The sequence below is a fragment of the Paenibacillus sp. RU5M genome, from assembly GCF_900221055.1.
Taxonomy (GTDB): domain Bacteria; phylum Bacillota; class Bacilli; order Paenibacillales; family Paenibacillaceae; genus Paenibacillus; species Paenibacillus marchantiae.
Map to the genome: position 1 here is coordinate 75,946 of NZ_OBQM01000016.1, position 23,571 is coordinate 99,516.

20 protein-coding genes are annotated in these 23,571 nt (G+C 47.5%); 4 read left to right on the forward strand and 16 right to left on the reverse strand.

The features are described 5' to 3' along the window. Positions 1-185: 185 nt before the first annotated feature. The 10 genes from ptsP to CRO25_RS29750 form a co-directional block, all read right to left on the reverse strand. Positions 186-1,898: a phosphoenolpyruvate--protein phosphotransferase gene (gene ptsP, locus CRO25_RS29705; RefSeq protein ID WP_063566874.1), complete on the reverse strand. Its 1,713-nt coding sequence runs from the start codon at positions 1,896-1,898 to the stop codon at positions 186-188. Continuing rightward, positions 1,891-2,166 carry an HPr family phosphocarrier protein gene (locus tag CRO25_RS29710; RefSeq protein ID WP_024633102.1) on the reverse strand — a complete coding sequence of 92 codons (276 nt, stop codon included), beginning with the start codon at positions 2,164-2,166 and terminating at the stop codon, positions 1,891-1,893. Before CRO25_RS29710 ends, ptsP begins: the two co-directional genes overlap by 8 nt. A gap of 77 nt (positions 2,167-2,243) precedes the next feature. Beyond that, positions 2,244-4,301, reverse strand: coding sequence for a glucose-specific PTS transporter subunit IIBC (gene ptsG, locus CRO25_RS29715; RefSeq protein WP_079697448.1), 2,058 nt, complete (start codon positions 4,299-4,301; stop codon positions 2,244-2,246). Between the two features lie 288 nt (positions 4,302-4,589). Beyond that, entirely contained in the window at positions 4,590-5,444 is an 855-nt protein-coding gene (gene glcT, locus CRO25_RS29720) for a glucose PTS transporter transcription antiterminator GlcT (protein ID WP_063566872.1), read from the reverse strand. 165 nt (positions 5,445-5,609) lie between these two features. After that, positions 5,610-7,166, reverse strand: a complete 1,557-nt coding sequence (locus CRO25_RS29725) for a flotillin family protein (protein ID WP_063566871.1) — start codon at positions 7,164-7,166, stop codon at positions 5,610-5,612. A gap of 58 nt (positions 7,167-7,224) precedes the next feature. After that, the gene (locus CRO25_RS29730) at positions 7,225-7,761 is read right to left on the reverse strand and encodes a protease (RefSeq protein WP_063566870.1); all 537 of its coding nucleotides are present in this window, start codon (positions 7,759-7,761) and stop codon (positions 7,225-7,227) included. Positions 7,762-8,021: 260 nt separating this feature from the next. Beyond that, a complete protein-coding gene (locus tag CRO25_RS29735; protein WP_079697449.1) occupies positions 8,022-9,185 on the reverse strand; it encodes an iron-containing alcohol dehydrogenase in 1,164 nt (387 codons plus the stop codon). A gap of 357 nt (positions 9,186-9,542) precedes the next feature. After that, entirely contained in the window at positions 9,543-11,144 is a 1,602-nt protein-coding gene (locus CRO25_RS29740; protein ID WP_079697450.1) for a UDP-glucose--hexose-1-phosphate uridylyltransferase, read from the reverse strand. A gap of 15 nt (positions 11,145-11,159) precedes the next feature. Next, on the reverse strand, positions 11,160-12,149 hold the full coding sequence (galE, locus tag CRO25_RS29745) for a UDP-glucose 4-epimerase GalE (RefSeq protein ID WP_064635876.1): 990 nt from the start codon (positions 12,147-12,149) through the stop codon (positions 11,160-11,162). 1 nt (position 12,150) lies between these two features. Next, a complete protein-coding gene (locus CRO25_RS29750) occupies positions 12,151-13,332 on the reverse strand; it encodes a galactokinase (protein ID WP_079697451.1) in 1,182 nt (393 codons plus the stop codon). Positions 13,333-13,488: 156 nt separating this feature from the next. On the opposite strand from CRO25_RS29750, the gene CRO25_RS29755 reads away from it, so the two are divergent. After that, on the forward strand, positions 13,489-14,451 hold the full coding sequence (locus CRO25_RS29755; protein ID WP_079697452.1) for an AraC family transcriptional regulator: 963 nt from the start codon (positions 13,489-13,491) through the stop codon (positions 14,449-14,451). Between the two features lie 100 nt (positions 14,452-14,551). Here CRO25_RS29755 and mgrA read toward each other — a convergent pair whose 3' ends face one another. The 6 genes from mgrA to CRO25_RS29785 form a co-directional block, all read right to left on the reverse strand. Next, complete coding sequence (gene mgrA, locus CRO25_RS29760) at positions 14,552-15,559, reverse strand: L-glyceraldehyde 3-phosphate reductase (RefSeq protein WP_063566864.1); 1,008 nt, start codon at positions 15,557-15,559, stop codon at positions 14,552-14,554. Between the two features lie 88 nt (positions 15,560-15,647). Further along, a complete protein-coding gene (locus tag CRO25_RS29765) occupies positions 15,648-16,388 on the reverse strand; it encodes an NAD-dependent protein deacylase (protein WP_079697453.1) in 741 nt (246 codons plus the stop codon). Positions 16,389-16,409: 21 nt separating this feature from the next. Next, positions 16,410-17,195 (reverse strand): HAD family hydrolase, encoded by a 786-nt coding sequence (locus tag CRO25_RS29770; protein ID WP_079697454.1) that lies wholly within the window; start codon positions 17,193-17,195, stop codon positions 16,410-16,412. A 61-nt stretch (positions 17,196-17,256) separates the two neighbouring features. Next, a complete protein-coding gene (locus CRO25_RS29775) occupies positions 17,257-18,021 on the reverse strand; it encodes an alpha/beta fold hydrolase (RefSeq protein ID WP_079697455.1) in 765 nt (254 codons plus the stop codon). Between the two features lie 90 nt (positions 18,022-18,111). Beyond that, positions 18,112-18,777, reverse strand: coding sequence for a bifunctional 2-keto-4-hydroxyglutarate aldolase/2-keto-3-deoxy-6-phosphogluconate aldolase (locus tag CRO25_RS29780; protein WP_063566860.1), 666 nt, complete (start codon positions 18,775-18,777; stop codon positions 18,112-18,114). An 86-nt stretch (positions 18,778-18,863) separates the two neighbouring features. Next, entirely contained in the window at positions 18,864-19,829 is a 966-nt protein-coding gene (locus tag CRO25_RS29785) for a sugar kinase (RefSeq protein ID WP_079697456.1), read from the reverse strand. A 221-nt stretch (positions 19,830-20,050) separates the two neighbouring features. Between CRO25_RS29785 and CRO25_RS29790 the strand changes: the two genes are divergently transcribed. The 3 genes from CRO25_RS29790 (at position 20,051) to ilvD (ending at position 23,407) form a co-directional block, all read left to right on the forward strand. Further along, entirely contained in the window at positions 20,051-21,103 is a 1,053-nt protein-coding gene (locus tag CRO25_RS29790; protein ID WP_079697457.1) for an acyltransferase family protein, read from the forward strand. Between the two features lie 112 nt (positions 21,104-21,215). Next, positions 21,216-21,407, forward strand: a complete 192-nt coding sequence (locus CRO25_RS29795; protein ID WP_079697458.1) for a KGG domain-containing protein — start codon at positions 21,216-21,218, stop codon at positions 21,405-21,407. A 314-nt stretch (positions 21,408-21,721) separates the two neighbouring features. Further along, positions 21,722-23,407, forward strand: coding sequence for a dihydroxy-acid dehydratase (ilvD, locus tag CRO25_RS29800; RefSeq protein ID WP_063566857.1), 1,686 nt, complete (start codon positions 21,722-21,724; stop codon positions 23,405-23,407). The last annotated feature ends 164 nt before the right edge of the window (positions 23,408-23,571 follow it).

Genomic DNA, 23,571 nt, shown 5'->3' on the forward strand with positions numbered 1-23,571 from the left:
AATGATTTTCAACCAAGATACAAACGGAAAAATGTAACTTCTCTGCAGAATAGTGATATCGGCCCAAAACAAAAAAAGCCGGTATCTGCTGTAACAACAGATACCGGCAAAATCGCTGCAAGACTGCAGCTTTTTTATCGGAAAAAGAAACCCTAAAAATCGGGTGGAAACCCCGTAAAATTACATTACGCTTGAATGCTTTGAACCAATTCAACGACTTGTTCAGCCGTTTGCATATCGAGTGCTTTGGCAGCAAGTTCTTGCATGTCTGCACGGGACAGCTTGGTGATCTGACTGCGAGCTGGCAGAATAGATGTTGCGCTCATGCTGAACTCATCCAGTCCGAGACCGAGTAGCAATGGAATTGCTGTTTCGTCTCCGGCCATCTCACCACACATGCCAACCCATTTACCTTCACGATGCGCTGCATCGATAACCATTTTAACCAAACGCAAAATAGCTGGGTTGTAAGGTTGGTACAGATATGCCACTCGTTCGTTCATACGGTCAGCAGCCATCGTGTATTGAATCAGATCGTTCGTTCCGATACTGAAGAAATCCACTTCTTTGGCAAACTGATCCGCCAGAACTGCAGTCGAAGGAATTTCGACCATAATTCCGAGTTGAATGCTGTCAGAAACAGCAATACCTTCAGCAACCAGCTTCTCTTTCTCTTCGAGCAAGACAGCTTTCGCTTCACGGAATTCACCAAGTGTTGCGATCATAGGGAACATTACACGCAGGTTACCATGTACGCTTGCACGCAGCAATGCACGCAATTGAGTACGGAAAATGTCCAGACGGTCCAGACACAGACGAACTGCGCGGAAACCGAGGAATGGATTCATTTCTTTTGGCAGGTCCAGATATGGAAGCTCTTTGTCTCCACCGATGTCGAGTGTACGAACAACAACAGGTTTGCCTTCCATTTTTTCCAGTACAGCCTTGTAAGCATTATACTGAATGTCTTCGGAAGGAAGCTTGTCTCTGCCCATGTACAGGAACTCGGTACGGTACAGGCCTACAGCCTCGCCGCCATTCTCCAGAACACCAGCAACATCATTCGGTGTACCAATGTTGGCTGCCAGTTCCACATGAACGTTGTCCACCGTTACCGTTGGCTCATCACGCAGTTTTCTCCACTCCGCACGTTGTGCATCGTATTGCTCCTGTTTGGAACGATACTCAGCAATAACATCATCCGTTGGATTAACCAGTACGTGACCGTCCAAACCGTCAACGATAATCATGTCACCTTGTTTCGCTTGAGCCAGAATGTCCTTGGTTCCAACAACAGCCGGGATTTCAAGCGAACGAGCCATGATCGCGGAGTGAGAAGTACGTCCACCAATATTGGTTGCAAAACCTTTAACATATTGACGGTTCAGTTGAGCCGTGTCGGAAGGCGTAAGATCCTCCGCAAGCACGATCACTTCTTCACTGATCTCAGCCGGACTCATGAATTCGATACCAAGCAAGTGATTTAGCACACGTTTGGTTACATCACGCATATCCGCAGCACGTTCCTGCAGGTAAGCACTCTTCATGTTTTCGAACATTTCGATAAATTGCGTTGCTGTTTCGTTCAATGCGAATTCCGCATTAATCTTATCATCTGCAATTTTCGCTTTAACCGGATCAATCAGTTCCGGGTCATTCAGAATGAGCAAATGCGAAGCAAAAATCTCAGCTTTTTTCTCGCCAAGCTCTTGTAAAGTACGCTCTTTGATCGCCTCAAGCTCAGCCTGGGACTTGCCCAGAGCTGAGTCGAGTTTCGCGATCTCTGCGTCAACGTCGTTGATTTCGCGTTTTTCTACAGAGTAGTTGGGATGCTCCAAGATAAACGCCTTGGCGATAGCAATACCCGCCGAAGCCGCGATCCCAGAGACATTAAGCATTAATTTCGCCCAGCCCTTCGTTAACCATAACGTCTGTCAGAGCTTGAAGAGCTTCAGCTTCTCCTTCGCCTTCAACGATGATGTTGATGGTGTCGCCTTGTTCCAGACCAAGGGAAAGTACGCCCAGGATGGATTTCAAAGTTACTTTTTTACCGTTAGCTTCTGCAAAGGATTCTGCACCTTTGAATTTGTTTGCTGTATTAACCAGGGCTGTCGCCGGACGTGCGTGGATACCATCTTCGTCTGTAATTCTGAATGTTTGTTGCATTACAATCATCTCACTTTCAATAATTTAGTTTAGGCATTGCATATATTTACACTTGCTTGCCATCGTCGTAACACTTCTTATTTTATCTCAATAATCGGCTGATCGCCAATTTTCAGTAACCCACTTTTCGTTAGCGTTACTGTCGAGCCTTCTGGCAGGTTGGTGAAAATGATCGGAGAGATGATCGACGGAGCATTAGCTTTCACATACTCCAGATCCACTTCCATAATCGGCTGTCCTGCCGATACCAGGTCGCCTTCCTGCACAAGCACGTTAAAGCCCTGACCTTTCAGCTTCACCGTGTTGACACCTATATGAACAAGTACTTCCTTGCCTCCGTCAGACATAATGCCCACGGCATGTTTGCTTGGAAATACGTTAAACACCTTACCATATACAGGAGAAGTAATCTTGCCATCATGAGGCAGAACAGCAAAGCCATCGCCTGTCATTTTCTCAGCAAAGACCGGATCAGGAACGTTTGTGATATCCATCAATTCGCCGTTAACTGGCATAACGATGTCTTCTGCAATAATCCGTTCGCCTTCTTCACCTTGCGCCTTTTCCTGTTCAGGAGCTGGCTTAGCCACAGCTGCTGGAGCCGGTGCCGGTGTCCGCCCTGCAATGATATCCTGCATTTGAGATTTAATCGTATCTGAACGTGTACCGAAGATGGCCTGTACATTATTACCCACTTCAAGTACACCAGATGCACCCAATTGTTTCAAACGATCTTTATTTACACTGGATTTCTCATTTACTTCAATCCGCAAACGAGTAATGCAGGCATCCAGATGTTTGATATTCTCTTGCCCGCCGAATGCAGCAAGAATGTTGTGAGGCAGATCATCCGTTGAACCTGAGCCTCCACCACCCGAAGCTGTTTCAGGTGTTGCCTCTTCACGACCTGGTGTTTTCAGGTTGAATTTCCGAATGATCAATCGGAATCCGAAATAGTAGATCACTGCAAGAATCAAACCTACGATGATAACATCCCACCAAGGCGTGCGGTTCGGGATAATCCCGAAGATCAGGAAGTCAATGAATCCACCGGAGAATGTCATCCCGATTTTGACTCCAAGAATTTGCATCGTCATGAAAGACAAACCTGCAAAGATACAGTGTACTGCAAACAGGATTGGCGCTACAAACAGGAAAGAGAACTCAAGCGGTTCTGTAATCCCTGTGAGGAACGAAGTCAGCGCAGCTGATCCCATGATCCCTGCAACATACTTTTTGTGCTCCGGTCTTGCTTCATGGTACATCGCAAGAGCCGCAGCTGGCAAACCGAACATCATGAACGGGAATTTACCAACTTGGAACGTCCCCGCTGTGAGATTCACACCATCACGCAGTTGATTGAAGAAGATTTGCTGGTCTCCACGAATGACATCTCCAGCTTTGTTCACATATTCACCGAACTCAAACCAGAATGGTGAATAGAAAATGTGATGTAGACCGAACGGAATAAGTGACCGTTCTACTACTCCGAAAATGAATGCCGACAATGTCGGACTTGTATCTACCATGAAGTGAGATACAGCATTCAGCCCATTTTGAATCGGAGGCCAGATGATTACCAGAAGCAACCCGATTAAGAGGGAAACGACTGAAGTGATAATTGGGACAAAACGTTTACCTGCAAAGAAACCAAGGTAAGACGGCAGTTCGATTTTGAAAAATCGATTGTAACATAGCGCGGCGGTAATACCTATGATAATACCTCCGAACACGCCAGTACTCAATGTAGGGATACCCAAGATGCTGGCATAACCGGGTACTTCACCGATCATGGCTGGTGTAACACCAACTGCCGTACCCAGAGTCACGTTCATGACCAAGTAACCAATGATGGCCGCAAGACCTGCGACCCCTTCGCCTCCGGCCAGCCCGACGGCTACACCGACAGCGAACAGCAATGCCAGATTATCAAATACGATTTGACCCGCATTCATCATAATCGTCGCGATCGAGCTTACCCATGGGGTATCTAGCGCTGTAGCATATTGCAGAAAATCCGGATTTACAAACATGTTACCGATCCCGAGCAACAAACCTGCTGCTGGAAGAATCGCTACGGGCAACATGAGAGCTTTACCTACTCTTTGCAATACACCAAAAAGCTTTTTAAACATTGCGTCGTATCCACCCTTTCTTTTAAATTTTTATGTTGTGAAGCAAGCAAGGGAAAACAAAAAAGGCACGAGTTAACAAAGCAAATTGGTCCAACCTTCGGGTATAGCATACCCGGTATAAGGTAAGAACAATCACGCTCTAGATAACTCATGCCTGATCGAATCAGTAACACGTCGTTTGTGTTTATTCAGTTGCTTGATTACGGAGACCATTGTAGCACCACTTCAAAAACGATGCAAGCCTTTACACGAAATTTGTCGAACCAGAATTCCAATGATGGAATTTTTTCACTTACTCTCTTCTTCTTTCCTTTGATTCAAGCGCTGCAAATGAATGGTCAAATAACCTACTTCCGCAGGATACACTGGGAGATTCAACCTTTTTTCCATCACCTTCGTTAGCTTCCATGCAAGCGAGTACATTTCAGGATATTCTAACTTCAACAGGGAATCCAATTTGTGGATTTCTTCCACTTTGTCTCCCCGACGGACACGCTCTAAGGCAAACCGAAGATGAGTCAGTAACCGGGAATAATCCAGTGACTCGGTCTCAAACGAATAATCCAGTTGGGTGGACACCAGGCTCACCAAATCAGTTATCAATTGCGAGTGCTCGCGAACTTGGGAAATATTTTGGTTGGTCATGGCACTGTAGATGTGAAGCGCAATAAAACCGATTTCATCCATTCCTAGATCTACGCCCAGTTTTTCTTTAATCAAACGAACCGCATATTCACCCATACGATATTCGTCAGGATAAATTTCACGGGTCTCATATAGAAACGGATTCTGGATAACAATCCCTTGTTCTTTGCGTTTTAATGCAAAAGAAATATGGTCGGTCAGTGCGATATGAATATGTTCGTTTAAAGGAACGTCCGTACGTTCTGCAATATACGTAATGACTTCGTTAATAATTTCGATCAATGCTTCATCCACTTGTGGAAGAAGCTGTTTATACTGCTCCTGCTCCTGCTGGTTTCTCAAAATGAACATCTTCTCCACAGCCATCAGTGGAATAATATCATTCGTTTTCCGATTGAAGCCGATGCCTTTACCAATCACGACAACTTCTCCATGTTCAGGATGCTGTGCAATAATTACATTATTATTTAGCGCTTTGGCTACTTGCAGGCTACTCAATATTTGCACCTCTTTTTCACACCATCTTAGGTGTGATTCAGTCACACCCTAGTAAGAAAGAAAAGACATCCGGAAGCGGGCAAACCGCGCCGGACGTCTCGCTTAAAAAGTAACAAAAATTCGCCTTAAGGTCAATAGAGCATGACTGCTTTATAATTCGTTGTCTTATTCGTCAACTCCAGCTTTTTCCACAATCTTATCGATTATAGAGGGAGTCGTTACAGGTTCACTCTGTTGGATAGCAACCGGTGCTGTTGTTTTAGGTTTGGTGAGGCCTTTAATTAACTGCTCCACATCAATGCCGGAGACGCTTTTGAGCATCTCAGGGGCCGTCGCCATGAGCTCAGTTACATAATTGCTTACACGAGTGGCGCCTTCACCTTTACCTGTGTCCACAACAGTCAGTTTATCAATCGCAGAGATAGGTTCCGCAATTTTACCAGCAAGTTCAGGCAGCATTTTGACGATGATATCGAGCACGGCAGCTTCGCCGAACTTTTGGAACGCCTCGGCCAGTTTTTCCTTCGCTTCCGCTTCTGCAAGTCCTCTCAGACGAATAACTTCTGAATCCGCTGTACCTTTAGCGAGTTCTGCATCCGCCATAGCCTGCCCTTCAAGACGCTTCTGCTCCGCAGTAGCTTTCGCATGCGTTTCAATGGAGTACTGTACTGCATCGGCTTCACGCATTCTTTTGGCTTTATCCGCTTCGGCAGCCTGCTCCACCGCATAACGATCCGCTTCTGCCTTTTTCTTCACTTCAGCATCATACTGCTTCTCACGTACGATAATTTCTTTCTCTTGCAGATCAATCTCACGTTCTTTACGAACGAGTTCAACTTTCATTTCTTCCTCCACCACGGTTTGTCTCGCACGCGCTTCGTGGATATGGTAAGCCTGATCCGCTTCTGCTTTAGCAGTATCCTGATCCCGCTTAAACGTCGCTACTTTCAGTTCCTTCTCTTTTGCAGCTTCAGCGATATTCGTATCACGCAGCAACTCGGCTTTTTGCCCTTGCTCTTCTGCATTGGCCTTCTGAATACGTGCATCCCGCATCGCTTCCGCTTCCGCAATTTCAGCATCACGCTTGACGGCTGCTATTCTCGGTTTACCGAGGGCATCCAGATAACCTTGTTTGTCACGAACATCTTTGATGGTAAAAGAGACAATTTGCAGTCCCATTTTTTTCAGATCCCTGGCAGCTACACCTTGAACCTCTTGCGCGAAGCGATCGCGGTTACGGTATACTTCTTCCACCGTCATCGTTCCGAGGATGGCCCGCAAATGCCCTTCCAGAACTTCCTGTGCTTCGCCTCTTAACGATTCTACCGGCTTACCGATGAATTGCTCGGCTGCAGTAGCCACGTCTTCTATTGAGCTACCGACCTTGATAATGGCGACACCATCGGCAATGACCGGTACGCCTTGTTCCGTGTATACTTCTGGTGTGGAAACGTCCAGCTTATGGGACAACAGCGAGATAAACTCTGACTGCTGGAATACTGGCAAGATAAATGCGCCGCCTCCACGAACAATTTTAATTTTGCGTCCGGAGTCATCGTCGGAAATATTTTTACTTCCAAGGAATGAACCCGTAACGATCATGGCTTCATCCGGCCCAACCGTTTTGTACCTCGCCCAGAACGCCAAACCAAGAATCAGAATAACACCGACAACTATTGCAGGAATCAACAATACATCCATATCCAAATTCAAATCACTCATTCCACATCTCTCCCCTTATTCATACATGACTGCTTACACTGCTAACGGTTAAACTACCTTAAACATCTTTAAGTACATCTTCATCCCATTCCGACACACGCAGCACTCCTTCGGTTACATCCACAACTACAACACGCGCTCCCGCCGCAATGGGACGATGTTCAAAGCTGGATGCCGTGTGCACCGTATTACCGGCAGCAATCTTGATCATGACTTCACCAAAACCTTTTTCCGGTACCGGAATGGTAATTTCTCCAATTTTCCCGGATAGCTCTTTCATGGAAAACGCAATGGAAACGTCACTGTTACGCATCGGCTTGATATATGCAAAGAATACCAGCATGGCTGCAGCAATACCTATAAGCAGGGATAGTATCAGTGCCGAAATCGCACTTATCGAGCTATAACGTGTCAGCATAATACCGGCTCCGCCAAAGGTTGTTATGGAACCAGCCAGCACAACAGGTTTGAAAAAATCAAGGCCTGGCAATTCAAAGGCCCCGTCCAGCAAGCCATCAATCAAGTCACCTAGCACAAGGCTGACGACTGCAAATATGGCTCCTCCGATTAGACACCCCCAATAGATTGACTCCATTCCCCGTTCCTCCTCTCTTCTGCCGCAATTCCATCCAACTGGGCATTCCTCATGTAAATAAATACGTAGCAACCCACTGTTATGTTTCAAAATCTTTCCTCATTTGTATTATAGACCCGATAATGGTTATTCTGGTTGCAAAATGGTCCAGTTCCTGGAACATTCTCCAATTCGCTCTTATTCACAACAAAAAACCGCAAATCTCCGTTAAAGGAGACGTGCGGTTCCAGAACACATCGCTGTGTTTTTATGTTTTATTCTTATAGAGAAGCCTTGTAGATAGATACAACATCTTCACGTTGCAATTTTTTGAAGTTACCAAATGGGCCGAAGAGCATGGCTTTGTCAGCCATCACTTCAATTTGGCTATCATCGATATCATAATCAGCCAAACGGTTAGGCGCACCAATGGATGTCCAGAATTTGCTCAACGCTTCGATGCCTTCTTCAGCAATCTGTTTGTCCGATTTACCTTCAGGATTAACTTCGAACACATTGATGGCCAGACGTTTGAAACGATCCACATTTACGTCCACATTATGCTTCATCCAATGCGGGAACAGAATCGCGAGCCCTCCGCCATGCGGAATGTCATACACTGCGGATACCGCGTGTTCGATATTGTGAGTAGCCCAGTCACCAGCGAGACCCATGTTCAGTACACCATTCAATGCCATCGTTCCGCAGTACAGAATCGTTTCACGCAGTTCATAGTTCTCCAGGTCTTCAACCAAACGAGGGGCTGCATCCATAACTGTGCGCAGAATCGTCTCACAGAATCCGAGTTGAACCGGTGTGTTGGCATCCAGATGGAAGTAATGCTCGAGTACGTGGGACATCATATCAACCATGCCATAAACCGTTTGGTCCAGAGGAACGGTATATGTATTTACCGGATCAAGAATTGAGAACGCAGGGAACGAATACGCGCTGCCCCAGCCCAACTTCTCCTGTGTATCCTGATTCGTGATAACTGATCCGGAGTTCATTTCCGAGCCAGTTGCAGCCATTGTCAGCACGGTTCCCAGTGGAAGAGCATCCTGTGCAACGGCTTTACGCTGGGCAAAATCCCACATGTCACCATCATATTTGGCACCTACGGCAATCGCTTTGGCACAGTCCAATACACTGCCGCCGCCTACAGCGAGGACCAGGTCAATGTTGTTCGTTTTGCAGAGGTCTACGCCTTTGTGAACCGTCGAAAGACGTGGGTTCGGTTCTACACCAGCCAACTCCGTAACCTCAGCTCCAACTTCCTTTAGCAATCCGATCACCTGATCGTACAAACCGCTGCGTTTGATACTGCCGCCACCATATACAAGCAGAACCCGTTTGCCGTATTTCGGTACTTCAGTTTTCAGTGCTTCCAGCTGACCTTTACCGAAAATCAATCGGGTTGGATTATAAAATTGAAATGATCTCATATCTATGTCGCCTCCAATGGAGATTCATATTTTAGTGCAACTCCCATTATAGTCCCCCGATTATACAAAAACAAATCGATAGCCACTCACTTTATAGCAACCCGTTGATTTGCAAGTATGCACGGGTCATTTCGCTGGTTGGAACCAACCAACGTCGTCCATGTAAGTCCGTCTTAAGCAGCATCCTGTGGCTCTGGAATGGACGCCAAGCTTATATATGTTGGATAAGTATACCCAAATAGTTCCTGCGAACAGATGTAACTGTTCCGCGGTTTCACGATTCAGTTACAACTGCACATGTCAAACAAACCAAAAACACCAGCCCTTGTATGGGTTGGTGTTCCTCGTTAATTATGTTTATTCGGTATATCCCATGATGCTTACAAAACGACGGAAGGCTTGACGTCCCGCCTCATCATATTTGTACACACCTGCATGCTCCAGAATCTCGGCGAATTTCAAGCCGACTTCCTGTTGCACAAGCGCAACAGCTTGCTCCTTGTTCAGCAGGTTGGGACCGAAACGTTCGATCAGTTCTTCTGCCCAGCCCAGATGTTTGTTCAACACATGTTCGGAAGCTTTGGCCGCCTCAGCAAGTTTGGTATCCCCAGCGAGAATATCCGCGATGCTGTCCAGCTCTTCTTTCAAACGACCTGGCAGGATTGCAAGCCCCATCACTTCGATGAGTCCAATGTTCTCTTTTTTCAAATGATGCATTTCACGATGCGGATGGAAAATCCCTTCGGGATGTTCATCATTCGTGCGATTGTTCCGCAGAACGAGGTCCATCTCATATCCTCCGTCCGCACTGCGACGAACGATTGGAGTCACTGTATTGTGTGGAATCTGTTCTCCGTCAACCTCACTGAAGGCCTCAATCTCCACCGTAGAATCGCTGTACACCTTCCATGCTTCATAAACGGCATTCCCCGCTTCGAGCAACTCTGCAGGATCGTGTGAAGCCAGCCGCAGAACGGACATTGGCCATTTCACAAGACTAAGCGTAAGCCCCGGCGAACCAGCATGGCGGAATACCGCCTCTGGCTTCGCATTTTGAATGGCAAAGGTATGGCGTCCACCCTGGAAATGGTCATGAGTCAGGATGGAGCCGCCAACGATAGGCAGATCGGCATTGGAACCGATAAAGTAATGCGGATATTCCCCCACGAAAGCCAGCAGCCTACGCAGCGTATCCTTGGTTAATTTCATCGGCACATGATCGTGATGGAAAATAATGCAGTGCTCGTTGTAGTACACGTATGGCGAGTATTGGAAGAACCAAGGTTCGCCGTTCAATTCCAAAGGAATGATACGTAGGTTTTGACGGGCCGGGTGGTTGACCCGTCCCGCATAGCCCACATTTTCACGACAAAGTTGGCATTTCGGATATACCGGAGGCGGAAGCAGCTTTGCCATCGCGATTTCCTTTGGACTTTTCTCCGGCTTGGACAGGTTGATTGTAATCTCCATATCTCCATAAGCTGTATCCTGTGTCCAATACACATTCTTGGAGATACGGTCCATCCGAATGTAGTTGGAATGAATTGAAAGCTCATAAAATTGCGAGGTAGCCGCCTCAATGCCTTCGGTCTGCTCCGTATGACGGAATGCGCGCACCACCTCAGATGGACGTGCCATCAATTGACCCATAATTTTCGCATCGAGCAAATCACGGTACGTGTCTGTATTTTCAGGTATAAGTCCAATTTCGAATCCATAATCAATCAGCGTATCCAGCAATGGTTGGGGGCCATCCAACACCGTCTCGTTCAATACTCCTGCATACGGCTCGGAGAACCCAAACTGTTCTAGCAGTAGATTACGGCTGTAATCCCGATCCGCTTCTTCAATCAATTTGTTCTGCAAGGAAAATGCTACCAGACGTTCAATGGCATGCAGTGCTTCCTGCTGCTCCGGTGTCCGCTCTGTGGCACCTGCTGCAATATGAGTCTGTGACATATCGATGTTCGCCTCCTAGTTTTTTCCGTAGCCGTCAGGGTGGGACTGATGCCAGCTCCATGCGCTTTGAATGACATCCTCCAGATTGGTCCATTTTGGATTCCAACCCAGTACGGATCTTGCTTTGGCAGACGAAGCCACCAGTACAGCTGGATCACCCGCACGACGTGGTTCCTGTACAACCGGAATATCCAGTCCGGTTACTTTCTTAGCCGTCTCAATAACCTGTTTAACAGAGAAGCCTTGACCGTTGCCCAGGTTGAACACGTTGCTGTTCTCCCCTTTACGGAGATAATCTACGGCCCGCAGATGCGCATCCGCCAGATCACTTACGTGGATGTAATCACGTACACAGGTTCCGTCTTCAGTCGCGTAGTCGTCACCGAACACGGCGATGTGTGGACGTTGTTTCAATGCCGTTTGCAGTACGAGTGGGATAAGATGACTCTCCGGCTGGTGATCTTCACCGATTTTGCCGCTATCATGGGCTCCAGCAGCATTGAAGTAACGAAGGGAGACGTATTTGATTTCCTGTACTTTATCGAACCAGGACATCATGCGCTCCATCATCAGCTTGGTTTCACCATATACATTCGTAGGCTCTGTGCGGTCGCTCTCTTCAATCGGCACTTTCTCCGGCTCGCCATAAGTAGCAGCCGTGGAGGAGAAGACGATGCGACGTACATTCGCTGCATTCATCGCTTCCAGCAGGCACAATGTGCCAAACACGTTGTTGTCATAGTATTTCACAGGATCTTTCATACTCTCGCCAACCAGTGAGTTAGCTGCAAAGTGGATGACTGCATCAATAGAGTTCTCAGCGAACAGCTTCGCCAGAAGTTCCTTGTCACGCAGATCACCTTCATACAATTTTCCGCCCAGCAGAGCTTCACGATGCCCTGTCTGCAAGTTATCCAGTACAACTACCTCTTCGCCACGCTCCAACAAAGCCGCTACCGTATGAGAACCAATATATCCTGCTCCACCTGTCACCAAAATCGCCATCTTACTTCGCCTCCTTCAATTCTTTAACGCCGTCGCCTACTCCGCATACATAGAACTCGCCTTTGAGACTGGTGCGTGCTTCATATGCCGCTCCAACTTCGCTTACAAAACGCTCTACATCGTCCTCATGCACAAGGGATACCGTACATCCACCGAATCCTGCTCCTGTCATGCGTGCACCTAGAGTGCCTGGAATCCGTTGAGCTTCTTCAACCATCACGTCCAGCTCTTCGCAGCTCACTTCATATAGATAACGAAGGGATTCATGAGAAGCATTCATCAGCTTGCCGAAGGTTTCCAGATCGTTATCACGCAGTGCATCCACTGATGCAAGTACACGTGCATTCTCTTCCACGACGTGCTGGGCACGCTGTCTTACCTTCTCATCCTTGATGTGATCCTGTAGTGTAACGAATTGTTCAGGTGTAAGTTGCGCCAGATAGTTCAGTGCAGGCAGTTGTTCTTTTAAAATGGCAAGTGCTTGCTCACATTGGGAGCGACGTTCGTTATAAGCCGAGTCCACCAACCCCCGACGTTTGTTCGTGTTACCAATGACCAGCTTGTAGGCACCCGTACGGAATGGTACTTTTTCATATTCAAGGGTGTCACACATCAGCAGGATCGCATGATCCTCTGCTCCATTAGCTACAGCGAACTGGTCCATGATGCCACAGTTGACGCCAACGAATTCGTTCTCTGCCTTTTGGGACAGCAGCGCCAATTGAACCGTATCAATATCATTCAAACCTTCAAGCGACTGGATAGCAAACCCGGTAAGAACCTCCAGCGATGCGGAAGAGGAAAGTCCTGCGCCGTTCGGAATTTCTCCATGATAGAGGAAGTCATAACCTTTGGTTACTTTTACGCCTTTGCCTTGCAGTTCAACCATGACGCCTACCGGGTAATCCGTCCATTCCCCTGTTTTCTCTTTGCCAATGGAGGACGTATCCAGCGTTCCTTCATAGGGCATATTCGTGGAAGCCAACTGCAACTTGTTGTCCTCACGCTCACGGATAATCAAAGTGGTACCGAATTCAAGCGCAGCCGGAAGCACGTACCCCCCGTTATAGTCAATGTGCTCACCGATCAGATTCACCCGCCCAGGGGCATGGAACACACGGATGTCCGCTCCACTCTCTCCGTACTTGTCAATAAACTTTTGTTTCAATTCATTTATGTTCATTGCTGCTGCACCCCATCTCAATGTTGTTGGTTTTCTTAATGTTATTATACAAGAAGGCGGTTCCTCTTGAAATGCAACCATGTGTGTTCCATATGGATAAATGTGACCTTTCGACGTATAATGAATGGAACATCCAGGAAGGAAAGGAATGTCATCATGACTGAACAACGTAAGGAAGGTCTAACGGGGGATCCGATAAAACAAATTCCGGAAACCTCTGGCAAAAGTGGAGCACTCAGCTACTCGGTTGCCTCCAATCCTGTTTATTATGAAAAAGGGGCATTGCATGTCCTCTTTGCAGGGGCAAGCCAGACCCTTCCCGGTCACGCCCTTGGCCCGAAGCTATACGATTATTATCTATTGCATTATGTAGAAAAAGGAGCCGGTACGTTCCGTACTGAACTACATACCTACGAACTATCCGCAGGAGATTGTTTCCTTATTCAACCAGGGCAGCTTGTAAGCTACCAATCCCATGCCCGGAATCCCTGGCAATACCGCTGGATGGCCTTTACCGGCAGCCAGACTGCCAAGCATATAGAGGAAGCAGGTTTCCGTCCGGAAAAATCCGTCTTTCATGCCGGTCCTTCCTGCGGTATTTCCGATTGGTTATCCGTGATGCAGATGGCTTTTTCCGAACGGAAAGAAAGCTCTCATTTTACATCGCTGGGTACGCTATATATGATTCTAGCCGAGGCACAGAATCACCTTTCTCAGGGTCAAACCTTAATACCAGGTGAATCTTCCATACGACGAACTGTAAAACAGATGATTCAATACATGTCTACTCAATATGCCTACCCTGTCTCGATTGAGCAAATGTCGGCCAGTCTTGGCTATAACCGTGCTTACCTGTCCCGCATTTTCAAACAGGAAACCGGACTATCACCAGTTACCTACCTGCTTAAACTGCGGATCGACAAATCGCGCCAGCTGCTGCGGGAACGTCCGGAACTGTCCATCGAACAGGTGTCGGCCTCCGTGGGCTTGCCAGATGCGCTGTATTTCTCCAAACAGTTCAAACGATTCCACGGGGAAGCCCCTAGTTTGTACCGGGAGAACATTCTTAACAGGCCCTTGCATCAGACGGCACGCCAAGTACCACCGAACCAGCGATAATTCTGTAATCAAAAGTAGGATCTCCTATCTCGTAGCTCTGCATAATAAGGAACAAAAAAGGTGCATCCCGCCATTATGGCTAAGATGCACCTTTTGAACTTTATTTATGATCTGGTTCCGGACGGAGAATCGATTCAATACGCTCCAATTCCTCTGAGGAGAATTCCAACTGGCTGAGAGCAGCCACATTCTCTTCAATCTGCGAAGGACGACTTGCACCAATCAGTGCTGAAGTTACCTTGCCATCACGCAATACCCAGGCCAGAGCAAATTGGGCCAGACTCTGACCACGTGAGGCTGCAATCTGGTTCAGAGCACGTACTTTGCGCAATGTCTCTGGCGAGATGTTGTTTTCATTCAGAAATACAGACGGGCCCTTCGCACGTGAATCTTCAGGAATACCGTTCAGATATTTGTTGGTGAGCACGCCTTGTGCCAATGGACAAAAAGCGATACTGCCTGTTCCATACTCATCAAGTACATCCTGCAGCCCATCCTCAATCCAGCGATCCAGCATGGAATATTTGGGTTGATGAATCAACAGAGGTGTACCCAGACCTTTGAGAATCTCGGCCGCCTGCTTCGTCTGTTCAGCAGGATAATTAGAGATACCGACGTACAATGCTTTGCCGGAACGAACAATATGGTCCAGCGCCATCATCGTTTCTTCCAGAGGTGTTTCGGGATCATAACGATGAGAATAAAAGATGTCTACGTAATCGAGACCCATGCGCTTCAAGCTCTGATTGAGACTGGAAACCAGGTTTTTACGAGAACCCCACTCACCGTAAGGTCCAGGCCACATATAGTACCCGGCTTTGGTGGAGATGACGAGTTCATCTCGATATGGCTTCAGATCCTGTGCCAAAACCTGACCGAATAACTGCTCTGCCGAACCTGCCGGCGGACCATAATTGTTGGCAAGGTCAAAATGCGTAATGCCCAGATCAAACGAACGGGTAATCATATTTCGGCCGTTCTCCGCATTATTAATGCCACCAAAATTATGCCATAACCCAAGTGAAATCGCTGGCAGTTTCAAACCTGAACGTCCAACGCGGTTGTATTTCATTGTTTCGTAGCGTGCATCGCTGGCTACGTAGACCATCATGAATCCCTTCTTTCCCCAGGTTCCGCCTCTAGTACCCGGTCCGTATGCCGGAGAATGCGGTTATTCGGACAATGTTGACTAACGTTTAACCAAGAAGCTGGTCCACCTTATTCATTACCTCACCAATAGGGTCTGTAATCAGCAAATCAGCCTGCCTGTCGTAAGCCGTAGGTGTAGCGTTAAGCAAGACCGTATGTTTCCCTTGAAAGTACGTAATTAATTGTGCGGCAGGATACACCGTTAGTGAAGTTCCACCTACCAGCAGCAAATCCGCCGCAGACAGTGCGTCAACCGAACGATATAATATCGTCTGGTCCAGTTCTTCTTCATACAGCACGACATCCGGCTTGATCACGCCACCACATGAAGTGCAACGAGGAACCGTATCTTTTGCCGTAATAATGTCATCCAACCCGTAAAATCTCTTGCAATCCATACAGGCATTTCGATGGATCGAACCATGAAGCTCCAGAACATTGCTGCTGCCAGCCTTCTGGTGCAACCCGTCGATATTTTGCGTGATAACCGCCTGAAGTTTTCCTTCCTGCTCCAATCTGGCGAGCAGTCGATGGCAGCCGTTGGGCATCGCATCGGGATGAAGCATTTTGCCTCGATAAAAATCATAAAAAATATCAGCATGCTGATCAAAAAAATGTCGGCTCAGCAGCTCTTCCGGTGGGTAGGGTGAATGCTGCTCTGTCTGGTATAAGCCAGCGGCAGAGCGGAAGTCGGGAATCCCGCTTTCCGTTGAAGTTCCGGCCCCTCCGAAAAAAACAATATTTGAACTTTCCTTAATCCAGGCAGCCAGTTGTTCTGTTGCGTTCATCCTCTCTCCTCCTTTATGAGATCACCCCTGTGAGGAACGTTCAGAGATGATTTTTAACTCATCATAATTTTGAATAATGGCATCGGCGTCATATAAATAGTGGCTTCTATCGATTTCTGGACAGAAACCAATCCTATAGGACACCCCTGCGTTACGTCCCATCTGCATATCTCCATTGCTGTCACCGATCACAACAGCCTCTTCAGGAAGAATATGTAATTCCCGGCAAGCCAGAACCGCAGCCTCTCCATCCGGTTTGCCCCGAGTCACCCGGTCACTTCCAACAACCGATGTAAAATACGACCGGATGCCCATCCACTCCATATGCTCCTCGGCAGCAGCTGTGCTGTCCGAAGTGACGACTGCCATGGGAATCGATGCTTCCTTGCAGCTCTGTAAAAATACATTTAGTCCAGGCAGCGATTCAGCCATTTTTCTCTGCCGTACCTCACCCATGGCGACACTGGAAAAACGGCGGATCGTAGTGATTGCTTCGTTCCATGGCATGCCTGCGGCATACAACTGCCCAGCAAGCAAACCGTTGCTCTCGTCCACTGTGGCAATAGCCAATGGCCCTTGAAGATCATATCCGATCAGAAGACCTTCACGATTGCGGACCGTACCCAGAACTTGCTCACGCTCCACCGTGAACGAGGCCCCAAGCTCTGACAGCTGTGATTCCAGCTGATTCAGCAAAGACTCCGCCCACGGTCCCCATAGTTGTAAGAAATCCAGCAGCGTTCCATCTTTATCAAATAGAATGCCTCGGCAGGTAACTTGCTTACCATGAATTTGAAGCATGGACATACGTATCACCCCCAGTTCCCGTCTGCTATGGATTCGTTCCATTCACCGTTGAAATTGCAGCTTACTTGATTGTATCCAGCCAGCCCACAGTCGTTTTAACCGTTTGAGACAGTTGTTCATCTTCACTGACCCCAGCTTCGCCGTCACCACTCTGGTGGCCATAGTCACCAAACTGCGAATGGTTACCACCTTCAATGGTGTAATACACCGTATCTTCTGGCAAATATGCCCGACCATTCTGATACTTTGTTGCATTCACAACTTCATCATTCGTACCCAAAATGGATAACGCGGGTATCCCCAGTGACTTCACACTGCCTTTTTCATCCGGATAAGATGCGAGGAAAAAGATGCCCTGAAGTGCATCTGGATGGGAAGCCGCATAACGTGCTGCCATTGATCCACCAAGAGAATGCCCTCCCATAACAAATGGTTCATCTGGATAGGCTTTAATAATATCATCTGCGAGATTCTGCTTGATTACCGCGAGATTAAAAGGCATTTTCGCAATAATGGTATGATGTCCAGCTGCCGCAAGTTCATGGGCAAGAGGTGCATAACTTTCCGGTTTAACCAATCCACCAGGATAAAAAATAACACTCACCCCAACAGATTTGTCCGGTACAAAATCAATCCAGTTGTCTTTTTCAGTTACAGTCACCTGATTTGCAGTTTCCATGGCTGTCTGAGCCATCTCCTGTGGTCCATAAGGCGTAAAAAGCTTCCAGGCCACAAACCCACATCCAATGACAATGAGCGCCAGAAGAACGAGCAGGAATTTCCCGATGCCCCTCTTCTTGCGCCCTGTATTATATCGGTTTCTCAACGTTCATCACCTTTCTGCACTTCCGCAGGTGCCGCGGCTTGCAGAACGGGAGCCTTCATTCCTGAGGCTCCCCTTCTCCATCATTCATCGCTATTCAGCCTTGGCCTTGCGGTAAGCATCCATATATTGTTCCGCTTTGCGGCGAACATGACTCAAGTCCCCCGTCTTCACTGCTTCCGCTGTAAGGTCCGAGCCAATACCTACAGCAACAGCGCCTCCTTTAATCCAGTCACCTAGATTGGACAAGGACACCCCACCGGTCGGCATAAAATTCGCTTGTGGCATAGGTCCCTTCATCGTTTTGATAATGGACGGATCGTAGAGATTACCCGGGAACAACTTCACAATATCCACGCCAAGTTCCAATGCACGTTGAACATCCGCAATGGTCATCACCCCTGGAAGAATCGGAATCCGGTACAGGTTGCAGATTTTCACAGTGTCCGGGTTCAGGGAAGGACCCACAACAAACTCGGCACCTGACATAATTGCGGCACGCGCTGTCTGGGGTTCAAGCACTGTTCCAGCTCCGATAATGGCAAATTTCTCTGGATCTTGTGTGTTCCAATGGTATACACGGCTTAATTTCTCGATGGCCTTGAGGGCACTAGGCACCGTCATCGTAATCTCGATAATCTTGATGCCACCCGCGATGGCTTGTTCGGCCATTGCGATAACCTGATCAGCAGAATCTGCACGCAGAACCGCAACAACCCCACTGTCTGTTATTTTTTGTAGCAGCTGAAGCTTCTTCATTTCATTCTCTCCCTTGTCAATGTGGTTGTCTATTACAAGCCTTACATTAATGAACGAAGATGAGACATATATGATATCAGCAGCGACTAGCGCTCAACATGAGCTACATTGTTCAGCTTGGCCTCGACCTGCTCCAACGTCGGGAGCGCCTCCCAATCGCCAACAGCCTGTATAACCATGGAACCGGTCAAATTCCCGAGACGGGTCGCCTCCTGCGGAGAATATCCTTTAATAAGGCCGGACAAAAAGCCCGCACAGAATCCATCTCCTGCCCCAACCGTATCCAGGACATGATCTGCCTTGAAGTACGGAACTTCCGTTAGGGTACCATTCACCAATACGTAGGTCAAATCAGGGCCGCCCTTCACGATACAGACTGCATTCATGGCGGACAAACGCTCAAGTACTTTTTGATCATCTTCTTCGTTATACAGAAGTTTCATCTCGTCCAGACCCGGCAAGAAATAATCCGCTTGCTCAGCCAGACGAAGCAGTACGGGACGCGCTTCTTCAGCTGACCATAGTTTAAGACGCAGATTCGGATCAAAACTCACTTTCACACCAGCCTGCTTAGCTATATGTATAGCAGCTTCAACAGTAGCAAGTCCCGACGCGCTTATTGCTGCGGTGATGCCTGTAACGTGAAGGATTTGCGCACCCGCGATATAATCCGTGTCCAGGTCTTCAGGAGTAATCGCACTTGCAGCGGATAGCTTCCTATAATAGTGCACCGAAGCTTTCCCGGAAGCGTTCTCACGAATCATCAAACCAGTGGGCTCTTTGTCGCTCATCCTTGCTCTGGATACATCTACACCTTCACCACGAATTGCCTTCAAGATCATGTTACCGATCGGATCATTACCCAGGCGGCCAAACCAGCCGCTGGTATGCCCAAGCCGGGATACACCAATAGCCAGATTACTCTCTGCGCCGCCAAATGATTTGTCTAATGTCGCTGCATATTCGAGACCTCTTGTATCCTTTGCTGTCAGCAAACCCATGCTTTCGCCAAACGTAACAATTTCAGGGCTAGGGCGGGTATTCGTCGACATGAATTCTCCCCTCCTTATATTTACAGTTTCTCATCTTCTTTCCCCATTGTCAGCCTCTATGCAACCGTTGTCAATCCCGGAGCGTTCATTTTGTTGTCACAGCTTTGAGAAAGGATAGCGCTTACTCTTGTGAAATATATCACAATTAATGTTACACATCCATATTACCCTTATTACAGAAGCAGATTGCAATCGCCAAGGGTTATCAGGGGGGCTACAACATGAACAAACCGACCGTCATTCACAATGATCAGGATTCCTTTTTTTACAACTTGCGCTTCATGCTCATTGTCTGTGTACTAGCAGGCAATGCTCTCGAACCAATCATTACGCGTTTTGCAGGAGCAGAGGCTCTGTTTCTGTGGATATATACGTTTCACATGCCGCTGTTTGTATGGGTAACCGGCTACTTTGCCAGACATTCACTCAAAGGTACATCTGGCCGCAATGTACTTAAGCAAATTGCATTACAGTACCTTCTGTTTCAGTCTCTGTATGCAGTAATGGATTTCACCGTATTCCACACACCGCATATGCGTTTGTCATTCTTTGCACCTTATCTATTGCTCTGGTTTCTGGCAAGTCATTTCTGCTGGCGGCTGTTGCTTCGTCTTACACTCTCCTGGAAACCGATCTATAGATTACTGGGTGCCGTGATGCTGGGAGTGTGTGCCGGATATTTACCCATTGATGGTTTCTGGTTGAGCTTCAGCCGAACGTTTGTGTTCCTTCCTTTCTTTGTTATCGGGTATGACTACGGAGCGTCCATCCGCTCCCATTTGCGATCCGGCTGGGGCCGAAGAATTGCAGGTACGTTATCTGCTGCTCTTCTTGGTTGGATTGGACTCGGAGGGTTCAACATTTCACCAGGCTGGTTACTGGGAAGCATGACTTACGCAGAGCTTGGACATCATGAGTGGTTTGCAGGGATTTACCGCCTCGGAATCTATGCACTTGAAATTGGATCAGGAGCATTATTTCTCGCCTGGGTCCCTTCATTAACATCCAGATTGACTGAATTGGGACGACGCACTCTGTATGTGTTCCTTTTACATGGATTTCTCGTTCGCTTGGCGGTCTGGTCCGGGGTTTACAACTATATGGAGACCAGCTTGTACATTCCGGTGATTGTCTCCATTGCGTTACTGTTCGCTATAACGCTGGCCCACCCAGCCGTCCGTCATGCCTTTCGGCCTCTCATTGAGCCCGATATTTCCCGCGTTCACTTCAATCGTCAGGGGGTATTAAAACGTTCAGCATCCTGGTTCAGATGAACTGAAATCCTGCTCCTTTCCATCCAAATCGACTTGTTTCAGGCTGGAAATGTTGTGGTAAGTAGGAATACGCGCTACAACAATCTACTTATGATATAAGGAGTGATTTGTAATGGCACGTCCACAGACGTCTGAACACAAAATGAGTCGCGAGGAAGCGGGTAGATTAGGTGGCAAGGCCACATCCAAAAAGCATGATCGGAGCTTCTACCAAACGATAGGTAAAAAAGGTGGAGAAGCGACTTCAGAAACTCATAATAAAGAATTCTATCGGGAGATTGGCCGCAAAGGCGGGAGCAGTTAGTCTATCCCCATAGGTAGCGGTGAAAGATCACCTGATGCAGTGCATCAAATCAAGAAAGCTTCATTCCACTAATGGATTGAAGCTTCTTTCTATTGAATTGTAGAATTATGACGACGGTTGTGATAGACTCTATAGAAAAACCGGGTTGTTCACGGGTTTAAAGCAGCAAAGAACTTCACAAACTACGGGAAGCTCGAAACCAGTATCACTGGTCAATTTTTTTTAGAGTACGGATGAAATTAAACGACAGATGCACTGCCATTTATATTTCCATTCATGTTGCTCAATATTATAAATTTGGGGGGAAATACACCATGTCAGCCAAGAAGATGCGTTCCGATATGATCAAAAAAGGTTTTGACCGTGCACCGCACCGCAGTTTGCTCCGCGCAGCGGGCGTTAAAGAAGAGGACTTTGGCAAACCATTTATTGCCGTATGTAACTCTTACATCGATATCGTGCCCGGCCATGTCCACCTGCAGGAATTCGGTAAAATTGTAAAGGAAGCTATTCGTGAAGCCGGTGGCGTTCCATTCGAATTCAACACCATCGGAGTTGACGACGGAATCGCCATGGGACACATTGGTATGCGTTACTCGCTGCCAAGCCGTGACATTATTGCGGATTCCGTGGAAACCGTTGTATCTGCACACTGGTTCGACGGCATGGTATGTATCCCGAACTGTGACAAAATCACACCAGGTATGATGATGGGCGCACTCCGCTGTAATATCCCTACCGTGTTTGTCAGCGGCGGTCCAATGAAGGCAGGTCGTGACAGCAATGGTAAAGCTCTGTCCTTGACCTCCGTTTTTGAAGGCGTAGGTGCTTATCAAGCTGGTAAAATCGATGATAAGAGCTTGCTTGAACTTGAACAGTTCGGCTGTCCAACATGTGGATCATGCTCCGGTATGTTCACTGCGAACTCCATGAACTGTCTGGCTGAAGCGATGGGACTGGCTATGCCAGGTAACGGAACCATCCTGGCTGTTGCTCCTGAGCGTCGTGAGTTTGTTAAACAATCCGCTAAACAACTGATGGAACTCATCAAATTGGATCTGAAACCACGCGATATCGTTACTGTAGAAGCCATCGACAATGCTTTTGCACTGGATATGGCTATGGGTGGTTCCACGAATACGGTACTTCATACATTGGCACTGGCTCATGAAGCAGGCATCGAGTATCCAATCGAGCGAATCAATGAAGTTGCTAACCGCGTTCCTCACTTGGCAAAATTGGCACCTGCTTCCGATCTTCACATCGAAGACGTTCACAATGCGGGTGGCGTAAGTGCAGTTCTGAACGAATTGCTCAAGAAACCAGGTGCAATTCATGGCGACTGTATCACGGTAACAGGTAAAACGATCCGTGAGAACGTTGAAGGTCAGGAAATCCAAGATACCAATGTCATCCACCACCTGGATAACCCGCATTCCGAAAAAGGCGGCTTGGCTGTATTGTTTGGTAACCTTGCACCACAAGGCGCCATCATCAAGGTTGGTGCTGTTGACGCTTCGGTTGGTGGATATCACAAAGGTCCTGCTATATGCTTCGACTCCCAAGAACAAGCGCTCGAAGGTATTGCAAACGGCAAAGTAAAAGAAGGACATGTTGTCGTTATCCGTTATGAAGGACCAAAAGGCGGACCAGGAATGCCTGAGATGCTCGCTCCTACTTCCCAGATCGTAGGTATGGGCCTCGGTGCCAAAGTAGGTTTGATCACCGACGGACGCTTCTCTGGCGCATCCCGCGGAATCAGTATCGGACATATCTCTCCAGAAGCTGCTGAAGGCGGTCCGATCGCTTTTGTTGAAGAAGGAGACATTATTGAACTTGATCTGAACAACCGCATCATCGAATTGCATATCAGTGACGAAGAATTCGAACGTCGTCGCGCAGGTTGGAAAGGCTTTGAACCGAAAGTAAAAACCGGTTACCTCGCTCGTTATTCCAAACTGGTAACGAATGCAAGCAACGGTGGCGTACTGAGTATCTAATTCAAGTATGAGATATCCGGTGAATTTCTATATCGGAAACATAAATAAAGGGTTGCTCTTCAGCCGACTTGAACTGTGACCCGTAAGATAGACACTTTGAAAAAAGTGCCCTCTTACGGGTCTTTTGTGTTTTAATCAGATTAGAAAAAGTTTGCGAGGGTGCA